Origin of the sequence: Burkholderia sp. Bp8984, from assembly GCF_003853755.1 — a bacterium.
Lineage (GTDB): Bacteria > Pseudomonadota > Gammaproteobacteria > Burkholderiales > Burkholderiaceae > Burkholderia.
This window is the reverse complement of record NZ_QTQN01000009.1, coordinates 84,055-103,405: the sequence shown is the minus strand read 5'-3', so window position 1 is coordinate 103,405 and position 19,351 is coordinate 84,055. Positions and strand designations below refer to the sequence as shown.

The 19,351-nt window shown below is 67.3% G+C and carries 21 protein-coding genes; 8 read left to right on the top strand and 13 right to left on the bottom strand.

The window, feature by feature from the left end; all coding sequences use genetic code 11:
* Positions 1-155: 155 nt before the first annotated feature.
* From DID98_RS12120 to DID98_RS12110, 3 genes are all read left to right on the top strand, one after another.
* Positions 156-380, top strand: coding sequence for a cysteine-rich CWC family protein (locus DID98_RS12120; RefSeq protein ID WP_124570759.1), 225 nt, complete (start codon positions 156-158; stop codon positions 378-380).
* 113 nt (positions 381-493) lie between these two features.
* Positions 494-1,900 (top strand): ATP-binding protein, encoded by a 1,407-nt coding sequence (locus tag DID98_RS12115; RefSeq protein ID WP_124570758.1) that lies wholly within the window; start codon positions 494-496, stop codon positions 1,898-1,900.
* Between the two features lie 13 nt (positions 1,901-1,913).
* Positions 1,914-2,456 carry a response regulator transcription factor gene (locus DID98_RS12110; RefSeq protein WP_044847841.1) on the top strand — a complete coding sequence of 181 codons (543 nt, stop codon included), beginning with the start codon at positions 1,914-1,916 and terminating at the stop codon, positions 2,454-2,456.
* A gap of 85 nt (positions 2,457-2,541) precedes the next feature.
* On the opposite strand, the gene hslU is transcribed toward DID98_RS12110, so the two are convergent.
* The 8 genes from hslU to dapF all read right to left on the bottom strand — a co-directional run bounded on the left by hslU (position 2,542) and on the right by dapF (position 10,710).
* Positions 2,542-3,885 carry an ATP-dependent protease ATPase subunit HslU gene (hslU, locus tag DID98_RS12105; RefSeq protein WP_124570757.1) on the bottom strand — a complete coding sequence of 448 codons (1,344 nt, stop codon included), beginning with the start codon at positions 3,883-3,885 and terminating at the stop codon, positions 2,542-2,544.
* Positions 3,886-3,895: 10 nt separating this feature from the next.
* Positions 3,896-4,432, bottom strand: a complete 537-nt coding sequence (gene hslV / locus DID98_RS12100) for an ATP-dependent protease subunit HslV (protein WP_006760749.1) — start codon at positions 4,430-4,432, stop codon at positions 3,896-3,898.
* A 238-nt stretch (positions 4,433-4,670) separates the two neighbouring features.
* Positions 4,671-5,087, bottom strand: coding sequence for an RNA polymerase-binding protein DksA (dksA, locus tag DID98_RS12095; RefSeq protein ID WP_006477498.1), 417 nt, complete (start codon positions 5,085-5,087; stop codon positions 4,671-4,673).
* 492 nt (positions 5,088-5,579) lie between these two features.
* On the bottom strand, positions 5,580-6,653 hold the full coding sequence (locus DID98_RS12085) for a GTP-binding protein (RefSeq protein WP_124486689.1): 1,074 nt from the start codon (positions 6,651-6,653) through the stop codon (positions 5,580-5,582).
* A 198-nt stretch (positions 6,654-6,851) separates the two neighbouring features.
* Positions 6,852-8,066 (bottom strand): class I SAM-dependent rRNA methyltransferase, encoded by a 1,215-nt coding sequence (locus DID98_RS12080; protein WP_124570756.1) that lies wholly within the window; start codon positions 8,064-8,066, stop codon positions 6,852-6,854.
* 76 nt (positions 8,067-8,142) lie between these two features.
* The gene (gene xerC, locus DID98_RS12075) at positions 8,143-9,063 is read right to left on the bottom strand and encodes a tyrosine recombinase XerC (RefSeq protein WP_124486688.1); all 921 of its coding nucleotides are present in this window, start codon (positions 9,061-9,063) and stop codon (positions 8,143-8,145) included.
* A gap of 13 nt (positions 9,064-9,076) precedes the next feature.
* The gene (locus DID98_RS12070) at positions 9,077-9,802 is read right to left on the bottom strand and encodes a DUF484 family protein (RefSeq protein WP_124486687.1); all 726 of its coding nucleotides are present in this window, start codon (positions 9,800-9,802) and stop codon (positions 9,077-9,079) included.
* Positions 9,803-9,840: 38 nt separating this feature from the next.
* Positions 9,841-10,710 (bottom strand): diaminopimelate epimerase, encoded by an 870-nt coding sequence (dapF, locus tag DID98_RS12065; RefSeq protein WP_124486686.1) that lies wholly within the window; start codon positions 10,708-10,710, stop codon positions 9,841-9,843.
* 419 nt (positions 10,711-11,129) lie between these two features.
* Here dapF and DID98_RS12060 point away from each other — a divergent pair, with 419 nt between their 5' ends.
* Both DID98_RS12060 and DID98_RS12055 read left to right on the top strand, forming a co-directional pair.
* On the top strand, positions 11,130-11,408 hold the full coding sequence (locus DID98_RS12060) for a type II toxin-antitoxin system RelE/ParE family toxin (RefSeq protein ID WP_124486685.1): 279 nt from the start codon (positions 11,130-11,132) through the stop codon (positions 11,406-11,408).
* A gap of 14 nt (positions 11,409-11,422) precedes the next feature.
* Complete coding sequence (locus DID98_RS12055; protein ID WP_044847849.1) at positions 11,423-11,725, top strand: HigA family addiction module antitoxin; 303 nt, start codon at positions 11,423-11,425, stop codon at positions 11,723-11,725.
* A gap of 20 nt (positions 11,726-11,745) precedes the next feature.
* Here DID98_RS12055 and lpxL read toward each other — a convergent pair whose 3' ends face one another.
* On the bottom strand, positions 11,746-12,630 hold the full coding sequence (gene lpxL / locus DID98_RS12050; protein ID WP_044847850.1) for a lauroyl acyltransferase LpxL: 885 nt from the start codon (positions 12,628-12,630) through the stop codon (positions 11,746-11,748).
* Positions 12,631-12,894: 264 nt separating this feature from the next.
* On the opposite strand from lpxL, the gene metK reads away from it, so the two are divergent.
* Positions 12,895-14,082, top strand: a complete 1,188-nt coding sequence (gene metK / locus DID98_RS12045; RefSeq protein WP_044847851.1) for a methionine adenosyltransferase — start codon at positions 12,895-12,897, stop codon at positions 14,080-14,082.
* Positions 14,083-14,199: 117 nt separating this feature from the next.
* On the opposite strand, the gene DID98_RS12040 is transcribed toward metK, so the two are convergent.
* Positions 14,200-14,541: a hypothetical protein gene (locus DID98_RS12040; protein ID WP_044847852.1), complete on the bottom strand. Its 342-nt coding sequence runs from the start codon at positions 14,539-14,541 to the stop codon at positions 14,200-14,202.
* Between the two features lie 353 nt (positions 14,542-14,894).
* Between DID98_RS12040 and DID98_RS12035 the strand changes: the two genes are divergently transcribed.
* Positions 14,895-15,668: a phytanoyl-CoA dioxygenase family protein gene (locus DID98_RS12035; protein ID WP_124486684.1), complete on the top strand. Its 774-nt coding sequence runs from the start codon at positions 14,895-14,897 to the stop codon at positions 15,666-15,668.
* A 158-nt stretch (positions 15,669-15,826) separates the two neighbouring features.
* Here DID98_RS12035 and DID98_RS12030 read toward each other — a convergent pair whose 3' ends face one another.
* Entirely contained in the window at positions 15,827-16,033 is a 207-nt protein-coding gene (locus DID98_RS12030; protein ID WP_124570755.1) for a DUF3185 family protein, read from the bottom strand.
* A 184-nt stretch (positions 16,034-16,217) separates the two neighbouring features.
* Between DID98_RS12030 and mgrA the strand changes: the two genes are divergently transcribed.
* A complete protein-coding gene (gene mgrA, locus DID98_RS12025; RefSeq protein ID WP_124570754.1) occupies positions 16,218-17,261 on the top strand; it encodes an L-glyceraldehyde 3-phosphate reductase in 1,044 nt (347 codons plus the stop codon).
* A gap of 119 nt (positions 17,262-17,380) precedes the next feature.
* Here mgrA and DID98_RS12020 read toward each other — a convergent pair whose 3' ends face one another.
* Both DID98_RS12020 and DID98_RS12015 read right to left on the bottom strand, forming a co-directional pair.
* On the bottom strand, positions 17,381-17,566 hold the full coding sequence (locus DID98_RS12020; protein WP_014895742.1) for a hypothetical protein: 186 nt from the start codon (positions 17,564-17,566) through the stop codon (positions 17,381-17,383).
* A gap of 307 nt (positions 17,567-17,873) precedes the next feature.
* A complete protein-coding gene (locus tag DID98_RS12015; protein WP_124570753.1) occupies positions 17,874-18,755 on the bottom strand; it encodes a DMT family transporter in 882 nt (293 codons plus the stop codon).
* Between the last annotated feature and the right edge of the window lie 596 nt (positions 18,756-19,351).

Genomic DNA, 19,351 nt, shown 5'->3' with positions numbered 1-19,351 from the left:
GCCCCCCGCGCCGGCGGCGCGAGCGGGGCGACGTGCGCCGCGTGCGGCGCGGTGTCGGCGGCACGCATCGGCCGGACGGCAGACGTGCAAAATCCGTGCGCCGCGCTATGCTTGTCGCGTAGGGCGACGTGCATGCCCGCTTTCACGCTTCAGCCATGACCGATTCCGCCGCCGCCGCCCGTCCGACCCCGCGCCGAGCGCGTTGCCCGCACTGCGGGCGCGGCTTCGACTGCGGCGCCGGCACGCAGCCGTTCGAGTGCTGGTGTGCATCGATGCCGGCCCTGCCCGGCGGCGCGCCGTCGGCAGCCGGTACGCGTTGCCGCTGTCCGGAGTGCCTCGCCGACGAGATCGCGCAACGCATGACCGGTGCGGCCGGCTGACGGTTGCCGGCCCGTGCAACCCGATGCGACGCCGGCTCGCCCGGTGCTCCGTTCGTCCCCACCGATCCGGCCCCCGGTAGAGGCGCCGGGCGCTAAACGGGTAAACTGCTCGGATGCAACGAATCACCACCACCGGGCGCGTCAACCTCAGTCACCTGTTCTGGCTGCGCAATCTCGCGATCATCGGCCAGCTCGTGACGATCGGCGTCGTGCAGACCTATTTCGGCGTGCATCTGCCGCTGCCGGCGATGCTGATGGTCATCGCGCTCGAAATCGTTTTCAACGCGCTGACCTGGGTGCGCGTGCTGCGCGCGCGGCCCGAGACCAATTTCGAGCTGCTCGGCCAGCTGTGGGTCGACCTCGGCGCATTGTCGGCGCTGCTGTTCCTGTCGGGCGGCACGACCAACCCGTTCGTGTCGCTGTACCTGCCGTCGCTCGCGATCGCGGCGGCCGTGCTGCCGTGGCACCTGATGATCTGGCTCGCGGCGTTCGCGGTCGCGTGCTACGCGGCGCTCGGCTTCGATTCGGTGCCGCTCAACATGGATAACCCGGCGAACCTGTTCGACTACTACCGCACCGGGATGTGGGCGAACTTCATGGTCAGCGTCGGGCTGATCGCATGGTTCGTCGCGCGCATGTCGAACGCGCTGCGCCAGCGCGATGCGGCGCTCGGCGAGGCGCAGGCGCACCTGCTGCGCGACGAGCGGGCGGTCGCGCTCGGCGTGCAGGCGGCCACCGTCGCGCACGAGATGGGCACGCCGCTGTCGACGATCGCGATGCTCGCGGAGGAACTGCGCGACGCGGCACGCGCCGATCCGGGGCTCGCGCGTTACGAGGGCGACCTGAAGGTGCTGGAAGAACAGATGACGCTCTGCACGTCGGCGCTCGCGCGGCTGCGCAGCCGCGCGAGCGCGCCGGCGAGCCGTCAGCCGGTGGATGACTGGCTCGACACGTTCGTCGAGCACTGGCGCCTGCGGCATCCGCACGTGCAGTTCGAGCTGCTGGGTGCGCGCCCGTCTGGCGTCGCGCTCGACGACACGGTCGCGGCCGGCCAGATCCTGACGATCCTGCTCGACAATGCCGCGCGGGCGAGCCCGCACCGCGTGACGCTGGCCGCGAAGCTCGCGCACAACGACCGGGCGGGCGACCAGATCGAATTCGAAGTATGCGACGACGGCCCGGGCATTCCGGCCGCATTGCGCGAATCGCTCGGCGCGATGCCGGTCGACAGCACGCAGGGCGGACACGGGGTCGGCCTGTATCTTGCGTTCAGCGCGGCCGCGCGCCTCGGCGGCGAGGTCGAGCTGTCCGATGTCACGCCGCGCGCGGCGGGCGGCAACGGGCGCGCGGGTGGCGGTGCGAACGGTCACGCCGCTGCTGCGTCGGGCCAGCGCGCGAGCGAACGAGCGCCAGCCGCGCCGGACAGCCGCCCGGCTGGCGTCACCGGCCGCGGAACCCGCGCGGTGCTGCGCCTGCCGGTGGCGCGCGTCACGGCGCCGGCCGCCTCAACCAACACGTAGACGGAGAAACCACATGAGCGAGAACAATTTCCTGGTGATCGACGACAACGAGGTGTTCGCGGGCACGCTCGCGCGCGGCCTCGAGCGCCGCGGCTACGCGGTCCAGCAGGCGCACGACAAGGAGGCGGCGCTGCGGCTCGCGGCCGGCGGCAAGTTCCAGTTCATCACCGTCGACCTGCACCTCGGCGACGATTCGGGGCTGAGCCTGATCGCGCCGCTGTGCGACCTGCAGCCCGACGCGCGGATTCTCGTGCTGACCGGCTACGCGAGCATCGCGACCGCCGTGCAGGCCGTGAAGGAAGGCGCCGACAACTATCTCGCGAAGCCGGCGAACATCGAGTCGATCCTGGCCGCGCTGCAGACCAACGCGAGCGAAGTGCAGGCCGACGAGGCGCTCGAGAATCCGGTCGTGCTGTCGGTCGACCGGCTCGAATGGGAGCACATCCAGCGCGTGCTCGCGGAGAACAACAACAACATTTCGGCAACCGCGCGCGCGCTGAACATGCACCGCCGCACGCTGCAGCGCAAGCTCGCGAAGAAGCCGGTGCGCCAGTAAGCGGTGCGGCGGCAGCGGCCGGCCGCCCCAACGAAAACGGGCGGCCCCGAAGGAGCCGCCCGTTTCGCATTCGCCACCGCGCGCGTTACAGCACGTAGCGCGACAGGTCTTCGTCCTGCGACACTTCGCCGAGCGCACGGTCGACATACTGCGCGTCGATCGTCACGCGCTCGCCGGCGTGGTTGCCGGCCGAGAACGACACTTCCTCGAGCAGCTTCTCGATCACCGTGTAGAGCCGGCGCGCACCGATGTTCTCGGTCTTCTCGTTGACCGCGTACGCGATTTCGGCCAGGCGGCGAATGCCGTCTTCGGCGAACTCGAGCTGCACGTCTTCGGTGGCGAGCAGCGCCTGGTACTGTTTGACGAGGCTGGCATCGGTCGCGACGAGGATTGCCTCGAAATCCTTCACCGACAGCGAGTCGAGCTCGACGCGGATCGGGAAGCGGCCCTGCAGTTCGGGAATCAGGTCGCTCGGCTTCGCGAGGTGGAATGCGCCGCTCGCGATGAACAGGATGTGATCGGTCTTCACCATCCCGTACTTCGTGTTGACCGTCGTGCCCTCGACGAGCGGCAGCAGGTCGCGCTGCACGCCCTGGCGCGACACTTCGCCGCCGTTGCCTTCGTTGTTGCGCGACGTGATCTTGTCGATCTCGTCGAGGAACACGATGCCGTTCTGCTCGACGTTCTGCACGGCCTTCGTCTTCACTTCCTCGTCGTTGAGCATCTTCGCCGCTTCCTCGTCGGTCAGCAGCTTCAGCGCTTCCTTGATCTTCACCTTGCGGCGCTGCTTCTTGCCGCTGCCGAGGTTCGAGAACATCGAGCGGATCTGCTCGGTCATTTCTTCCATCCCCGGCGGCGCCATGATGTCCATGCCGGCCGACGGCTGCTCGAGGTCGAGCTCGACTTCCTTGTCGTCGAGCTGGCCTTCGCGCAGGCGCTTGCGGAAGGTCTGGCGCGTCGCGTTGTTGTCGTCGTTCGCGTGGTCGGCATTGCCGCCGAAGCCCACCGCGCGCGGCTGCGGCAGCAGGATGTCGAGGATGCGGTCTTCCGCCTGGTCGGTGGCCTTGCTGCGCACCTTGCGCATCTCGGATTCGCGCGTCTGCTTGACCGAGATCTCGATCAGGTCGCGCACGATGCTGTCGACGTCGCGGCCGACGTAGCCGACCTCGGTGAACTTGGTCGCTTCGATCTTGATGAACGGCGCGTCGGCGAGCTTCGCGAGGCGTCGTGCGATTTCGGTCTTGCCGACGCCCGTCGGCCCGATCATCAGGATGTTCTTCGGCGTGATTTCCTGGCGCAGCGGGTCGGCGACCTGCTGGCGGCGCCAGCGGTTGCGCAGCGCGACCGCGACGGCCTTCTTCGCCTTGGCCTGGCCGATGATGTGCTTGTCGAGTTCCGAGACGATCTCGGCAGGGGTCATGGTGCTCATGGGGCGGTCCTTACTCGATCGTTTCGATGATGCGGTTGTGGTTCGTGTAGATGCACATGTCGCCGGCGATCTCGAGCGACTTCTCGACGATCTCGCGCGGCGACAGCTCGGTGTTCTCCGCGAGCGCGCGGGCCGCGGCCTGCGCATAGGCGCCGCCCGAACCGATCGCGCAGATGCCGCCTTCCGGGTCGAGCACGTCGCCGTTGCCGGTGATCACGAGCGTGGTGGTCGCGTCGGCCGTGATCAGCATCGCCTCGAGGCGGCGCAGCATCCGGTCGGTGCGCCAGTCCTTCGCGAGCTCGACGGCCGCGCGGGTCAGGTTGCCCTGGTGCTTCTCGAGCTTCGCCTCGAAGCGATCGAGCAGCGAGAACGCATCGGCGGTGCCGCCCGCGAATCCGACCAGTACCTGGTTGTTGTAGATCCGCCGCACTTTCCGCGCGCCACCCTTCATGACGATGTTGCCGAGGGTTACCTGGCCGTCGCCGCCGAGCGCGACCTTGTCGCCGCGCCGGACCGAAACGATGGTCGTGCCGTGAAATTGCTCCATCTGCGTTCCTTGAGAAAAACGGGGAAGAGTCGGGCGGCGCGATGCGCCGCCGCGTGAATCCGCAGTGCGCCGGGGAGCGGCCCGGCGCGCGTCCGTTTCATTTTAGGGCGGGCGCCGGGATATCAAGAGGGGGACGCAAATCGGCCGGCGGGCCGGGAACCGGTGCCGGAAAAACAAAAAGCGCGCGGCAGGCCGCGCGCTTTCGGGAAGCAGCGTGTCGGAGCGGAACGCCGCTCGATCAGTCGCCGAACAGCTTCTGGCGCAGCTCGCGGCGCTCTTGCGCCTCGAGCGACAGCGTGGCCGTCGGACGCGCGAGCAGGCGCGGGATGCCGATCGGTTCGCCGGTTTCCTCGCACCAGCCGTAGTCGCCGGAATCGATGCGGGCGAGCGACTGCTGAACCTTCTTGAGGAGCTTGCGCTCGCGATCGCGCGTGCGCAGCTCGAGCGCGTGCTCTTCCTCGATCGTCGCGCGGTCGGCGGGATCGGGGACGATCACCGTCTCGCGCAGGTTCTCGGTCGTCTGGCCTGCGTTCTTGAGGATGTCCGCCTGCAACTGTTCGAGCCGATTTTTGAAGAAGGCGAGCTGATCCTCATTCATGTAATCCTTGTCGCTCATCTTCAGGATTTCGGCTTCGGTCAAGAGTTTCTTCGTCATCTGCTTGCTTCTTCAATGTGCGGCAAATCAGGAGATAGTGCCTGCACTTTGGGATTACCCGCAACTGCCGCTTGCAATCATTTGCGATTTGCCGTCGCGGGGCCGAAAGCCTCTGGAAAACCGGTTCTCAAATACCAGGACAGGCCTGGCGCGGATTTGCGCGCGCGGCGAACCGGTACTGCGCGGCAGATCGCATCGGCCGCGGCCGGGTGGCGGATGGGCGATCCGGCGCGGTTGCGATGCCCGGGTAATGGTTCTGCAAGAACCGGGCCTGTTATTGCCGTACTCCAGCGGGCACGTATTGTAACTGAATCGCAAGCGGGCGCCGTATCGGGTCGATCCCCGTCGGCTGCGCCAATATCTAGAAAATATAACGCGCAAATCGCGAAAAAGCGATGACGGCGAAACCCTGCCCGGAAACGGCACCCCGCAAGCCCCGCGGCCGCCCGCGAAGGCGGCCGCACGGAAGGCCTGCGACACCGGCCCGACCGCTCAGGCGAGGCAGGCGTCGAGGCCGTCGGTGATCAGGTCCTGCGGCAGGTCGACGCCGATGAACACCATCTTGTTGGTCTTCTTCTCGACCGGCAGCCACTTCGCGGCGAGGTCGCTGCCCATCATCTGGTGCACGCCCTGGAACACGACCTTGCGGTCGACGCCCTTCATGTACAGCACGCCCTTGTAGCGCAACATCCGTTCCCCGTAGATCTGCAGGATGCCGCCGAGGAAATCTTCCAGCTTGTTCGGGTCGAACGGACGGTCGTTGCGGTACACGAACGACTTGATCTTGTCGTCGTGGTGCGCGTGATGGTGATGGCCGTGGTCGTGATCGTGCGCGCATTGACCGTGATCGTGGTCGCAATCCGCGTGATCGTGATCATGGTCGTGATCGTGGTGATGGTGCGCGTGGTCGTCCTCGGCGAGGAAGTCCGGGTCGATCTCGAGCTTCGCGTTCAGGTTGAAGCCGCGCAGGTCGAAGATTTCCTTGATGTCGGCTTCGCCGAAATTCACGACCTTGATCGTCGCCTTCGGGTTCATGTGCATCAGGCGGTGCTTGAGCGCCGCGACGGCCTGGTCGTCGACGAGGTCCGACTTCGTGATGAACAGGCGATCGGCGAAGCCGACCTGGCGCTGCACCACTTCGTGTTCGTCGAGCTGCGCGTTCGCATGCTTAGCGTCGACCAGCGTGATGACGGCGTCGAGCAGGAAATCGTCGGCGATCTCGCTGTCGATGAAGAAGGTCTGTGCGACGGGGCCCGGGTTCGCGAGGCCGGTCGTCTCGATCACGATGCGGTCGAAGTCGAGCTTGCCTTCGCGCTTCTTCGCGGCCAGATCGCCGAGCGCGCGAGCGAGGTCGCCGCGGATCGTGCAGCAGATGCAGCCGTTGCTCATCTGGATGATCTGCTCGTTCGTGTCCTGGACGAGGATCTCGTTGTCGATGTTCTCTTCGCCGAACTCGTTCTCGATCACGGCGATCTTCATGCCGTGCTGTTCGTTCAGGATGCGCTTGAGCAGCGTCGTCTTGCCGCTGCCGAGGAAGCCGGTGAGGATGGTGACGGGAGTGGCCATGTCGGTCGCCTGTGGTTCGTGAATCGGGGTCAAAACCAGGATGTGTGCGTCGCGCCGTCGACTCGCGAGCCGGGGCGCACAACCATCCATTGAAACATACCTGTCAAGCCCTCGCCCGTCGTCCGGACGACAGGCGAGAGCGCGGTTCCGCCAGCGCACGAACGGCCGGCGAACGGGTGTCCGTCTAGATCGGGGCGATCAGACGATTTGCAACAGCAGCCCCTTCAGATATTCGCCCTCCGGGAACGCGGCGAGCAGCGGGTGATCGACGCCCGCGCCGAGCCGCTTCAGGATCCGTGCGTCGACCTTCGCGTCGGCGGCCGCGCCCGCGACGATCTTCTGGAACAGGTCCATGTCGATCGCGCCCGAGCACGAGTACGTGAACAGCAGGCCGCCCGGACGCAGCAGCTTGAAGCCGCTCAGGTTGATGTCCTTGTAGGCGCGCGACGCGCGATCGACGCTGTCGCGGGTCGGCGCGAACTTCGGCGGATCGAGCACGATCAGGTCGAAGCGCTCGCCTTCGTCGACGAGGCGGCGCAGCGTCTTGAACGCGTCCGCGTCGAGCCAGGTCGCGCGGTCGGGATCGAAACCGTTCGCGACGACGTTCTGCTGCGCGAGCGCGAGCGCGTCGCCCGACGAGTCGATCGACACGACGCGTTTCGCGCCGCCCTTGAGCGCCGCGAGCGAGAAGCCGCCCGTGTAGCAGAAGCAGTTCAGTACGTCGCGGCCGTCCGCGTATTGCGCGACGAGCGCGCGGTTGTCGCGCTGGTCGACGTAGAAGCCGGTCTTGTGGCCGTTCGGCACGTCGACGTGATAACGCACGCCGTTTTCGTTCGCGATCAGCGTAGCGGGCGGCGCGTCGCCGGCGAGCACGCCGGTCGTCTGCGCGAGCCCTTCCTTGTCGCGGATCGACACGTCCGAGCGTTCGTACACGTTCGGGCAGCCGGTCGCGCCGCTGAGCGCCGCGACGATCGCATCCTTCCATGCCTCGACGCCCGCAGCCATGAACTGGCACACGAGCTGGCCGCGCGGCACGGCGCCCGGCTCGGCCGTGTCCGCGACGTAGTAGTCGACGATCAGCCCCGGCAGCCCGTCGGCTTCGCCGAACACGAGCCGCACCGCGCCCGTGCCCGACACCATCGTCGTGCGGTGCGCGACCGCGCGCTGCACGCGGCGCTTGAAGAAGGCGTGATCGATCGGCTCGTTCTCGTCGAAGCTCCACACGCGCACGCGGATCTGCGACTGCGGGCTGTACGCGCCGCGCGCGAGGAAGCGGCCGTCGTGCGCGCGCACGACCACGGTCGCGCCGGGGGCGGGCGTGCCGTCGACGCGGTCGATCGCATTGGCGTAGATCCACGGATGCCGGCGCAGCAGCGATTTTTCCTTGGACGGTCTGAGTGTGACGGTTTGCATGATCGGATCGATTGGGGCCGCGGACGACGCCGGCCGTTGCCGGCCGCCGCGCGCGGCGGGTAGGGCGGAACGCGCGTCAGTCGCGCTTCTTCGCGCGCGGATGCGCGCTGTCGTAAATTTTCGCGAGATGCTGGAAGTCGAGCGACGTGTAGACCTGCGTGGCGGCGACGCTCGCGTGGCCCAGCAGCTCCTGTACCGCGCGCAGGTCGCCGCTCGACTGCAGCACGTGCGTCGCGAACGAATGGCGCAGCACGTGCGGGTGGACGTTGGCGGGGATGCCCGCGGCCAGCGCCGCGCGCTTCACGCGGTCGCGCACGACGCCCGGCGCCATCCGGTTGCCGCGCACCGACACGAACAGCGGATGCGGATCGTGCTTCACGAATTCGCCGCGCACCGCGAGCCACGCGTTCAGCGCGTCGATCGCCTTGCGGCCGACCGGCACCTTGCGCTCCTTGTTGCCCTTGCCGCGCACGGTGACTTCGGCTTCGGCGAGATCGAGCCAGCCGGCCGAGCGGTAGCCGTCGGCCTGCGTATACATGACGTCGAGCCCGACCAGTTCCGCGAGGCGCAGCCCGGACGAATAGAACAGCTCGAGGATCGCGTGATCGCGGATGCCTTCGGTCGTGCCGGCGAGCGGCGTATCCATGAGTGCGACCGCATCGTCGACCGACAGCGCCTTGGGCAGCGATTTCTCGCGTTTGGGCGCGCGCACCCCGGCAACGGGATTCGCGGGCAGCTCGACGCGCTGCGCGAGCCAGCGATAGAACGCACGCCATGCGGAAAGCCGGTGCGAGATCGAGCGAGCGGACAAGCCGCCCGCGTGTGCGCGCACGACCGCGCCGCGCATGTCGGCGGCCGTCAGCGCGTCGAGCGGGCGGCCGGCGGCGAGTTTCTTCAGTTCGTCGAGTTCGTGCGTGTACGCACGCAGCGTGTGTTCCGACAGCTGCCTGACGTGTTTCAGGTTCGACAGGTAGGCGGCGATCGGATCGTCGGTCATCGCGGGAGCGATCTCAATGCGGCAGCAGACGCGTGAGCGCGGCGCTCGCGAGCGTCGCGATCTGCGCGAGGAAGTCGGTCGCCATCCCGTCGTGGAAGCGGCGCGGATCGGGCGAGCCGAGCACGAGCAGGCCGAACGCGGGCGCATCGGTGCCGCCGAGCGGCGCACGCAGCGCGAGCAGCGCGACCGACGTGGCCGCGCCGTCGCCGGCCGGCGCGGCTTCGGCGCCTTCCGCCGCATTCGCGGCCGGCGCCGCGAGCGCGGGCGCGAGCCACTGGGCCGCTTCGAATCCGGTGTTCGCGCCGCAGTACGGCGTCGACAGCCCGTTCGTGAAGAGCCGCACTTCCTCGCCGACCTGGCGCGCGAAATCGGCCTGCGCATAGGTGTCGGCGACGTCCCAAACGCGCAGCGCGGTTTGCGGCACATCGAACACGTCGGCGATGCCTTCGGCGATCGTGCGCGGCAGCGCGTACGGGTCGCGTTCCGCGATCACGCGCGCGGTCCAGCGGCTGAACTTCGCGGACAGGCTGTCGTTCTCGTGGCCGTAGCGCACGAGCTCGGCGAGCCGGCGCTCGAGATGCTTGTTCTTGTCGCGCAGCATCTCCATCTGCCGCTCCTGCAGCGAGATCGCGGCCTTGCCGTGCGGGTTCGCGAGACGGATCGTCGCGAGCAATTCCGCGTGTTGCGCGAAGAATTCGGGATTGGCGAGCAGGTAGTCGGCGACTTCGCGATCGTTCATGTGGCTGGAGCGTTCTTCGGTTATCGGACGTTGAAGGGTCAGACGTTCAGGTCGATCTCGCCTTCGAACACGGTGGTGGCGGGCCCGGACATCATCAGCGCGGCGGCTTCGTCGCGCGCGCCGCCCCAGCCGATCGTCAGCGTGCCGCCATGCGTGTGCACGGTCACCGGCGAATCGAGCAGGCCGCGCCGGATGCCGGCCGCCACCGCCGCGCACGCGCCGGTGCCGCATGCGAGCGTCTCGCCCGCGCCGCGTTCGTACACGCGCAGCTTCACCTCGCTGCGCGACACGATCTGCATGAAGCCGGCGTTCACGCGCTGCGGGAAGCGGGCGTGGCGCTCGATCAGCGGGCCTTCGTCGAGCACGGGATACGCTTCGACGTCGTCGACGACCTGCACCGCGTGCGGGTTGCCCATCGACACCGTCGAGATCCAGCGCGTGTGGCCGCCGACGTCGAGTGGCCACAGCGTGTCGTTGCCTTCCGTCCGGCCGTCGAGCCCCGCGGCGTCGAACGGCACCTCCGCCGGCGCAAACACGGGCGCGCCCATGTCGACGACGACTTCGCCGTTGTCCTGCATCGTCAACGTGATCAGGCCCTTCATCACCTGCACGCGCACGCTGCGCTTGTCGGTCAGGCCGCGGTCGCTGACGAACTTCACGAAGCAGCGCGCGCCGTTACCGCAGTGTTCGACTTCGCCGCCGTCGCAATTGAAGATCCGGTACTTGAAATCCGCGCCGTCGACGGTCGGTTTCTCGACGAGCAGCAACTGGTCGGCGCCGATGCCGAAGTGTCGGTTGGCGAGCGCGCGCACCTGCGCCTCGGTGAGCGGCGGCAGCGCGCGCGAATAGCTGTCGAGCACGACGAAGTCGTTGCCCGCGCCGTGCATCTTGGTGAACGAGAGTTTCACTGGGTCCGGAATTCCATGGCGAACAGGGCGGCCGGCACGACGGACGCGGCGCGCCGTCATGCCGGGCGGCGTCGTTCGTCGTGCTGATCTCAACCGCAAATGATACATGCAGCCGACAGGGGCGTCCTGCGCGGGCGGGGCGCCGGGCGCCGTTCGGGCGGCGGAGCGCGGCGATGCCGGCCGATCGGCTGACTGGTCGCGTGGGCACCGAGTCGGCAGATTGAGGTGGTGCGGTGTGGCGAGCGTTGTCGGGACAGGTGAATCCGGCGGTACGCGTCGCGCCGTTTCCAGCGCACGGGATTTCGCCGCGTGCGCGTTTTCGTACCGGTCAAATTGACAAATCAATCAGGCGATTCGTATAGTCTGGCTATACGCCATGTGGGCCATGCCGTCGAATCGCACTCGAGTGTGGGAGGCCCATGATCAAGTCATGGCAGCACAAGGGGCTGGAAGCGTTTTTCACGAACGGGAGCAAGGCTGGCATCCGGCCGGATCATGCGCCGAGGTTGCGGCGCCAGCTTGCCCGTCTCGACATGGCGAGCCAGCCGTTCGACATGAACGTACCCGGCTGGCGCCTGCATGGCCTCGCCGGCGGGCTGGAGGGTTACTGCTCGGTGAGCGTGAGCGTCAACTGGCGCCTGACGTTCAGATTCGAGGGCCCGGATGCCGTCCTGGTCAACTATCAAGACTATCACTGAGGTCATTCAACGCCATGACTCGCATCTTCAATCCGCCCCATCCGGGCGAGGCGCTGCGCGACGACGTCTTGCCGGCGCTCGGCCTGACCGTCACCGAAGCCGCCGCGCAGCTCGGCGTCACGCGCGCGGCGCTGTCGCGCATCCTGCACGGCCATGCCGGCATCTCGCCTGAAATGGCGCTGCGTCTCGAAGCGTGGCTGGGCGAGGAAAACGGCGGGAAGGCGGATCTGTGGCTGGCGCAGCAGTCGGCCTACGATCTCTGGCAGGCGCGCGCGAAAGGCGCGCCGAAGGTAGCGAGGGTGCAGGCGCGCATCTGACGACGCGCCCGCGGTTCGACTCAGTAGAGGCTCGGCTCGCCGGGCGGGCGCGTCTTGAAGCGCTTGTGCACCCAGTAATACTGCTCGGGCATCAGCGGAATCTGCTCTTCGAGGAATTCGTTCATCCGCCGCGCGTCGAGATCGTCGTCGCCGGTCGGGTAGTGATCCCACGGCTTGAACACCTTCAGCCGGTAACCCTGGTAGTTCGGCAGCACTTCGCCGATGAACGGCACGACCTGCGCGCGGCCCGTCTTCGCGAGCCGGCCGACGGCCGTCAGCGTGCACGCGGGCACGCCGAAGAAGGGTACGAACGTCGAATTGCGCAGCCCGTAGTCCATGTCGGCGCCGAGCATCACCGGCTTGCGGTCGCGCAGCCAGCGCAGCACGACGCGCGCGCTGTCCGCGCGGCCGACCATCTCGGCGTCGAAACGCCCGCGCGCCTTCTTCGCTTCTTCCTCGAGTATCGCATTCGAGAACGGCTGGTACAGCGATCCGCAACGGCGCTGCAGTGAACGGTTCAGCCAGATCGAGCCGGCTTCGATGCCGACGAAATGCAGGCCCAGGAACAGCGTCGGGGGCAGATCGGGGTCCGTGAGATCGACCGCGCTGTCGACCTGGATCAGTTTCGCGAGCTTGCGCTCGGAGCCGAACCACTGGACGCTGCGCTCGACGTAGCTGCGGATCGCGTGGCGGAAATGCCGGCCCGCCACTTCCTCGCGCCGCTCGTCGCTCCAGTCGGGGAAGCAGAGTTTCAGATTGGTATGTACGATGCGCTTTCGCCGGCTGGGAATCTGGTACAGCAGCCAGCCGAGGCCGTCGCCGAACCGTGCGGTCAGACCGTACGGCAGCAGGGCGAGCAGCTTCAGCAAGCCGATGGCGAGGTGCGTGCCGAGGCGGCCTAGCATGCGGAATCTCCGTGGGGCCGGCTGGCCGGCGCGTTGCGAATAGGGGGGTAGGACAGCGGACGATGCAGCACGTGTGGCGCTCTGTGACAATTCACGAAAGCCGCTATAATACGGGCTTCGCCGAGTTAACTGACAACTTGCGGGGCGAAGCCGGCTGGCGCGAAGCGCGCTGCCCGGTCCTGGTAATCCGCTAAAGCGTCGCCGCTTCAGGCCAACGAAGCTGGCTACGTGAAACCCACCGTAACCACACAGGAGCCTGAAAAAGTGGCAAACGATTATCTCTTCACGTCCGAATCCGTCTCCGAAGGCCATCCGGACAAGGTCGCGGACCAAATCTCGGACGCGATTCTCGACGCCATCCTCGAGCAGGACAAATACTCCCGCGTTGCGGCCGAAACGCTGTGCAACACGGGTCTCGTCGTGCTGGCCGGTGAAATCACCACGACGGCCAACATCGACTACATCCAGATCGCGCGCGACACCATCAAGCGCATCGGCTACGACAACACCGACTACGGCATCGACTACAAGGGCTGCGCGGTGCTCGTCGCGTACGACAAGCAGTCGCCGGACATCGCGCAAGGCGTCGACCGCGCGCATGACGACAACCTCGATCAAGGCGCGGGCGACCAGGGCCTGATGTTCGGTTACGCATGCGACGAAACGCCGGAACTGATGCCGCTGCCGATCTACCTGTCGCACCGTCTCGTCGAGCGCCAGGCCAGCCTGCGCCGCGACGGCCGCCTGCAGTGGCTGCGCCCGGACGCGAAGTCGCAGGTCACGGTCCGCTACGTCGACGGCAAGCCCGATTCGATCGACACCGTCGTGCTGTCGACGCAGCACGCACCGGACATCGAGCTGCCGGCGCTGCGCGAAGCCGTGATCGAGGAAATCATCAAGCCGACGCTGCCGGCCGACCTGATCAAGGGCGACATCAAGTTCCTGGTGAACCCGACCGGCCGGTTCGTGATCGGTGGCCCGCAGGGCGACTGCGGCCTGACGGGTCGCAAGATCATCGTCGATACCTACGGCGGTGCCGCACCGCACGGCGGCGGCGCGTTCTCGGGCAAGGATCCGTCGAAGGTCGACCGTTCGGCAGCGTATGCCGGCCGTTACGTCGCGAAGAACATCGTCGCGGCAGGTCTCGCATCGCGCGCGCTGATCCAGGTGTCGTACGCGATCGGCGTTGCCGAGCCGACCTCGGTGATGGTCAACACGTTCGGCACGGGCCGCGTGTCGGATGCGGTGATCACGAAGCTCGTCCGCGAGCATTTCGACCTGCGTCCGAAGGGCATCATCAAGATGCTCGACCTGCTGCGCCCGATCTACGAGAAGACGGCCGCTTACGGCCACTTCGGCCGCGACGAGCCGGAATTCTCGTGGGAAGCAACCGACAAGGCACTCGCGCTGGCCGAAGCGGCTGGCGTGGAGCCGACGGCACGCGTCGCATAAGCGTCGTCCGCCCGAAACGAAAAACCCCGGCATGCCGGGGTTTTTTTATGCGTGTCACTCGCCGGCGGGATGACGGCGCGTGACGATCGTTGCGGGCAGCGTGCCGCCGGCTCGGCCTCAGCGTGCGCCGAACCCGAACCAGCCGTTGCTGGCCGCGAGGCGGCGCGGGCGATTGACGCGGCGCTGCGGGCCCAGCGTGCGGCGCAGCGCGAGCGCGCGCAGCGACGACGGCTTCTGCAGCAGCGAGCGCAGGCCGGCGCGGCGGGCGAACGCCTGTGCGCTCATCATCGAGAAGAACGCGTGGAACCACGCGCGGATGCCGTCCAGCCGGCTGTGCGCGTGCGTGTGCTCGGCGAGCGCCTGCGTGCGCGCGCGGTGATGGCGCAGCGGGCGGGCGGGAGCGGACGGCACGACGCGCTTCGCAGCGCGGCTGAGACGGGAAGTCAGACGGAATGGCATGTGAACGATGCTTCGCTTGTATGGATGGCGCCCTTGAAGAGCGCACTGGTATGAACGGCCTCGGATGGCGCAACGGATCTTACCGAAAGTCGTTGCGCGCCGCGCCCGCCAGAATTGACAGGCCGCGACAGGCTACCGGGGTTTCATGACGTGCAAAAGTCGCGATAAACCCTTGTGCCGCAAGCGTGTCGTCGCATACCGCCTGTCGCTGAGGCTCGCGCCGCGCCGCACAGTTCCCTTGAGCCAGATCAAATCGGCGATTGGCATGCCCCTGCGTACGACAATGGCGCTGTTCGCGGCATCCGGCGCCGATTTACAATCGTCACATTCACACAATAAACGTCTGGCATCCCATGTCGTCTTCATTGCAGTCGGAATCGATCCGCGCGCAAGTCGCGGAATTGCGCGAACGCGGCTTCGTCGTCGCGCGCGGCCTCGTCGGCGAAGCGCAGTGCGCGACGCTCAAGCGGATCGCGGCGCGCCAGTTGCAGGAAGCGGCGGAGCCGATCGAGTTCGAGGCGGATTTGCGCTACCCGGGCGCGCCCGAGTCGAAGCATGCGCCGGGCGGGCATACGGTGCGGCGGCTGCTGGACGCCTACACGCGCGATCCGGCGTTCGCCGAGCGCGCGATCGCGCCGGAAATCGGCGCGTGGATGCGCGAGTACTTCGGCGAGCAGCCGGTGCTGTCGCGCGCGCATCACAACTGCATGATGACGAAGCATCCGGCGTACGGCAGCCTGACGGGCTGGCATCGCGACTTCCGCTACTGGTCGTTCGAACGCGCGGACATGGTGTCGGTGTGGCTCGCGCTCGGCCCGGAAACGAATGAAAACGGGGCGCTCTGGCTGGTGCCGGGTTCGCACACGGCCGAATTCGGGCCGGAAGCGTTCGACGACGCGAAGTTCTTCCGCAGCGACCTGCCGGAAAACCGCAAGATGATCGACGCGGCAACCTGCCCGCCGCTCCAGACGGGCGACGTCGTGTTTTTCCACTGCAACACGCTGCATTCGGCGGGGCAGAACCGCTCCGACCAGGTGAAGTTCTCGCTCGTCTACACGTATCACGGCGTGAGCAACCGGCCGGTGCCGGGCACGCGTTCGGCGGCGAAGCCGGAAGTGCAGTTCTAGCAGCGGTTCGGGCAGCGCTGCAGCCGCGTCGATGGTTCGATGCGGCGCGGCGGCCGCATGAGCGGATGAAGAAACGGGCGGCCTGGCCGCCCGTTGCGTTTTGTGCGGCCCGCATCACGCGAGGCGGGCACGTCGTCGTGCGTCGCGCGGCTGCGAGATCAGCGCTTGTTGGCCGGCATCGCGAGGCCGATCAGGCCGATCAGCATCGCGACGGCGCCGCCGGCGATCAGCAGGATCGTTTTCGTGGCGGGCGAGCCGGTGAAGAAGCGCGACACGTTGTCGTTGATCGAATGGAACGACTGGCCGCCGAAATACAGCAGCACGACGCCGCCGACGAGCAGCGCAACCGACATGACCCGGGACATACCAACCTCGCTGTAACGGTGATTCGAGACGCCGCAGTGTAGGCGACGCGCGCAGCCGCGTCCATTGCCGTGCGCGCATCGGCCACGTTCGCTACCATAGCCGTCGTATGTTTCCTTCGCCGCCGGCGCGTGATGTTCGCGCGCGGCGCGCGTCCCTTCCCCGACGTCCTGACGGAACCGACTCATGGCCTACGAAGCAGCTTCCGAACGTTATGCCGACATGCAATACCGCACCTGCGGCAAATCCGGGCTCAAACTGCCCGCCCTGTCGCTCGGCCTGTGGCACAACTTCGGCGACTCGACGCCGATCGCGACGCAGCGCGAGATCCTGCGCACCGCGTTCGACCTCGGCATCAATCACTTCGACCTCGCGAACAACTACGGGCCGCCGTACGGCAGCGCCGAAACCAACTTCGGCCGGCTGCTGAAGGAAGATTTCCGGCCGTACCGCGACGAGCTGCTGATCTCGACGAAGGCCGGCTGGGACATGTGGCCGGGGCCGTACGGCAGCGGCGGCGGGTCGCGCAAGTACGTGCTCGCGAGCCTTGACCAGAGCCTGCAGCGCATGGGCCTCGACTACGTCGACATCTTCTATTCGCACCGCTTCGACGCACACACGCCGCTCGAGGAAACCGCCGGCGCGCTCGCATCGGCCGTGCAGCAGGGCAAGGCGCTGTATATCGGCATCTCGTCGTACTCGGCCGCGAAGACGCGCGAGATGGCCGAACTGCTCGCGCAATACAAGGTGCCGCTGCTGATCCACCAGCCGTCGTACAACATGCTGAACCGCTGGATCGAGCCGGACCTGCTCGGCACGCTCGACGAGATCGGCACGGGCAGCATCGCGTTCACGCCGCTCGCGCAGGGGCTGCTGACGTCGAAATACCTGAACGGCGTGCCGGAAGACGCTCGCGTGAACAAACCGGGCGGCGGCTCGCTGAAGCAGGATCACCTGAGCGCGGAGAACCTCGAGCACGTGCGCAAGCTCAACGGCATCGCCGAGCGGCGCGGGCAGAGCCTCGCGCAAATGGCGCTCGCGTGGGTGCTGCGCAATGGCCGCGTGACGTCCGCACTGATCGGCGCGAGCCGTGCGGAGCAGGTGCGTGAAAACGTCGGCGCGCTGAAGAATCTCGAATTCTCGGCCGACGAACTCGCGGAGATCGATCGCCACGCGATCGAGGGCGGCATCAATCTGTGGGAAAAGCCGTCCACCGATCAGGCGATCTGACCGGCAGCAACGACCGTCGATACGGGATGCGAAGCATTGCATGCCGTATCGCCGCGCACGCACACACGCCGTCGCGTCGCTGCAATGCAGCGACGTGACCGCCGCGCGCCGACGCGTGGCTAGAGGAGTGCAGGCAGGCCCTCGACGAGCAATACCGCAACGCCGACGCCGAGGATGACGCCGAGCACGCGCAGCAGGTTGTGGCGGAATTCGGTTGCGCACGGCACCGCGCCGAGAAATAGCGCTCCGGCCAGCGCCATCGGAATCAACAGGATGAAGTCGCCGATCGTGAAATAGGTCGTCATGCGTGTCTCCGTAGTCGGCCGGAACAGGCGCATGCGCGTCTTCCAGCCCCATGCCGGGCATTTCTCTTGTTGGGCCGACCGATTCGCGATTGCGAGCGGGTCGGACAGTTCGAGTATAGGCAAGCTCGCCGCGATTTTCGCTATCCGAACCATTAAAAGTATGCGGAAAACCCCGGGGATTCCGCATTTTTCCCGCGAATTGGACGAATGCCTTGCGCCAGTCTTTCCCGTTCCTTTCGATTGGCGCGGAAACGTCGTACGTGTTCGCTACGGGCTGCCGCACCCGCGGGCGCGGCAGCCCGGCCGCTTACGCGCGATCGGGTTGCGCGCGAACGGCGGGCGTGCGGAACACGAGCGCGAGGCCCCCGACGATCGCCCCCATGCCGGCGAGCGCGAGCGGTTCGGGCCGGTTGCCGAGCCAGAGCGCGTCCATCAGCGTGGTGACGACGGGCACGAGATAGAACAGGCTCGTCACGTTGACGAGATCGCCGCGCTGCATCAACCGGTAGAACAGCAACTGCGCGATCACCGAGATCACGATCCCGAGCCACAGCAGCGGCACGACGAACGCCCAGCCGATCTCGAGCGAGATCGGCCGGAACGGCAGGATCGCCACGCACAGCACGAGGCCGATCGCGTTCTGCAGCGGCAGCACGTCGGCAGGCGCCGCGCGCACGCGCTTTTGCAGCAGCGAGCCGGCGGTCAGCGCGACGAGCGCCGTGAGCGCGCAGGCGACGCCGATGACCGGCAGGCCGGCACCGCCCACGCCGCGGCACACGACGAGCGCGAGACCGGCCAACGACAGCCCGAGCCCGGCGATACGCATCGGTTGCCAGCGCCGCTCGACGATCGCGAGCGTGAGGATCGGCTGCACGCCGAGGATCGTCGCGAGCACGCCCGGCGCGATCCCGCGATCGAGCGCGAGCAGGTAGAAGATCGAATAGCCGCCCATCATCAGCAGGCCGGTCAGCGCGGCCATGCGGCGCTCGCCGCGTGGCGGCAGCCAGCGTCCGCGCATGATGGCCAGCGCGAGCAGCACGAGTGACGCGAGCGCGAATCGCGCGGTGAGAAAGACGAACGCGGATGCGTGATGCAGACCGAGTTCCGCGAAGATCGCGCCGCTGCTCCACAGCAGGACGAAGAGCGACGTCACGCCATGCGCGGCGAGCGCGCGTTTGAACGAAACCATGTGAATCCACCTGTCGAACGGATCGAAACGTTCCATGTCGCGCGTGCGGGAACGCGTCGTGCGCGATCGCGCACGAACGGCCCGAACGGGCAAATGGAAAACGGAAACCGAAAGCCGGCTGGTCAGCCGACGCGTGCCGCCGGCGGGGGCGGCGCGGCGCCGACGCGCGGCGGTGCGACAGGAGGAGGGAGGACCGACGGATGCGCGCACGCCTGCGGCCGCGATTTTGCGAGAGCGGACGTGAGCGGATGCATCGTGTCGAAATGCGCTTGAACGCGAATGAACGTCAAAGGTAACGCAAGGCGGCCGTGCAGCGCAACCGCTGGCGCACCGGCACCGCCATACGCTATGGCGCCACGACACTACGACATCACGCCGCACGCCGCGCGTCGGTAGCTGCGTGAGTCTCGTTCGAGGTAGGGGGCGCGGCATTGAGGCGCGAGGCCGCGGGCGTGGTTCCGTTCGCTGCGCTCACGCGAAGTCTCCTCGCGACCGGGCAAAGGGCAGACGATACGCCTGTCGTGCGATTCGCGTGCGCGCCGCGCGTATGGCCGGATTCGGCGGACAGTCACATTCGACAGGGTATGATGGGGGTA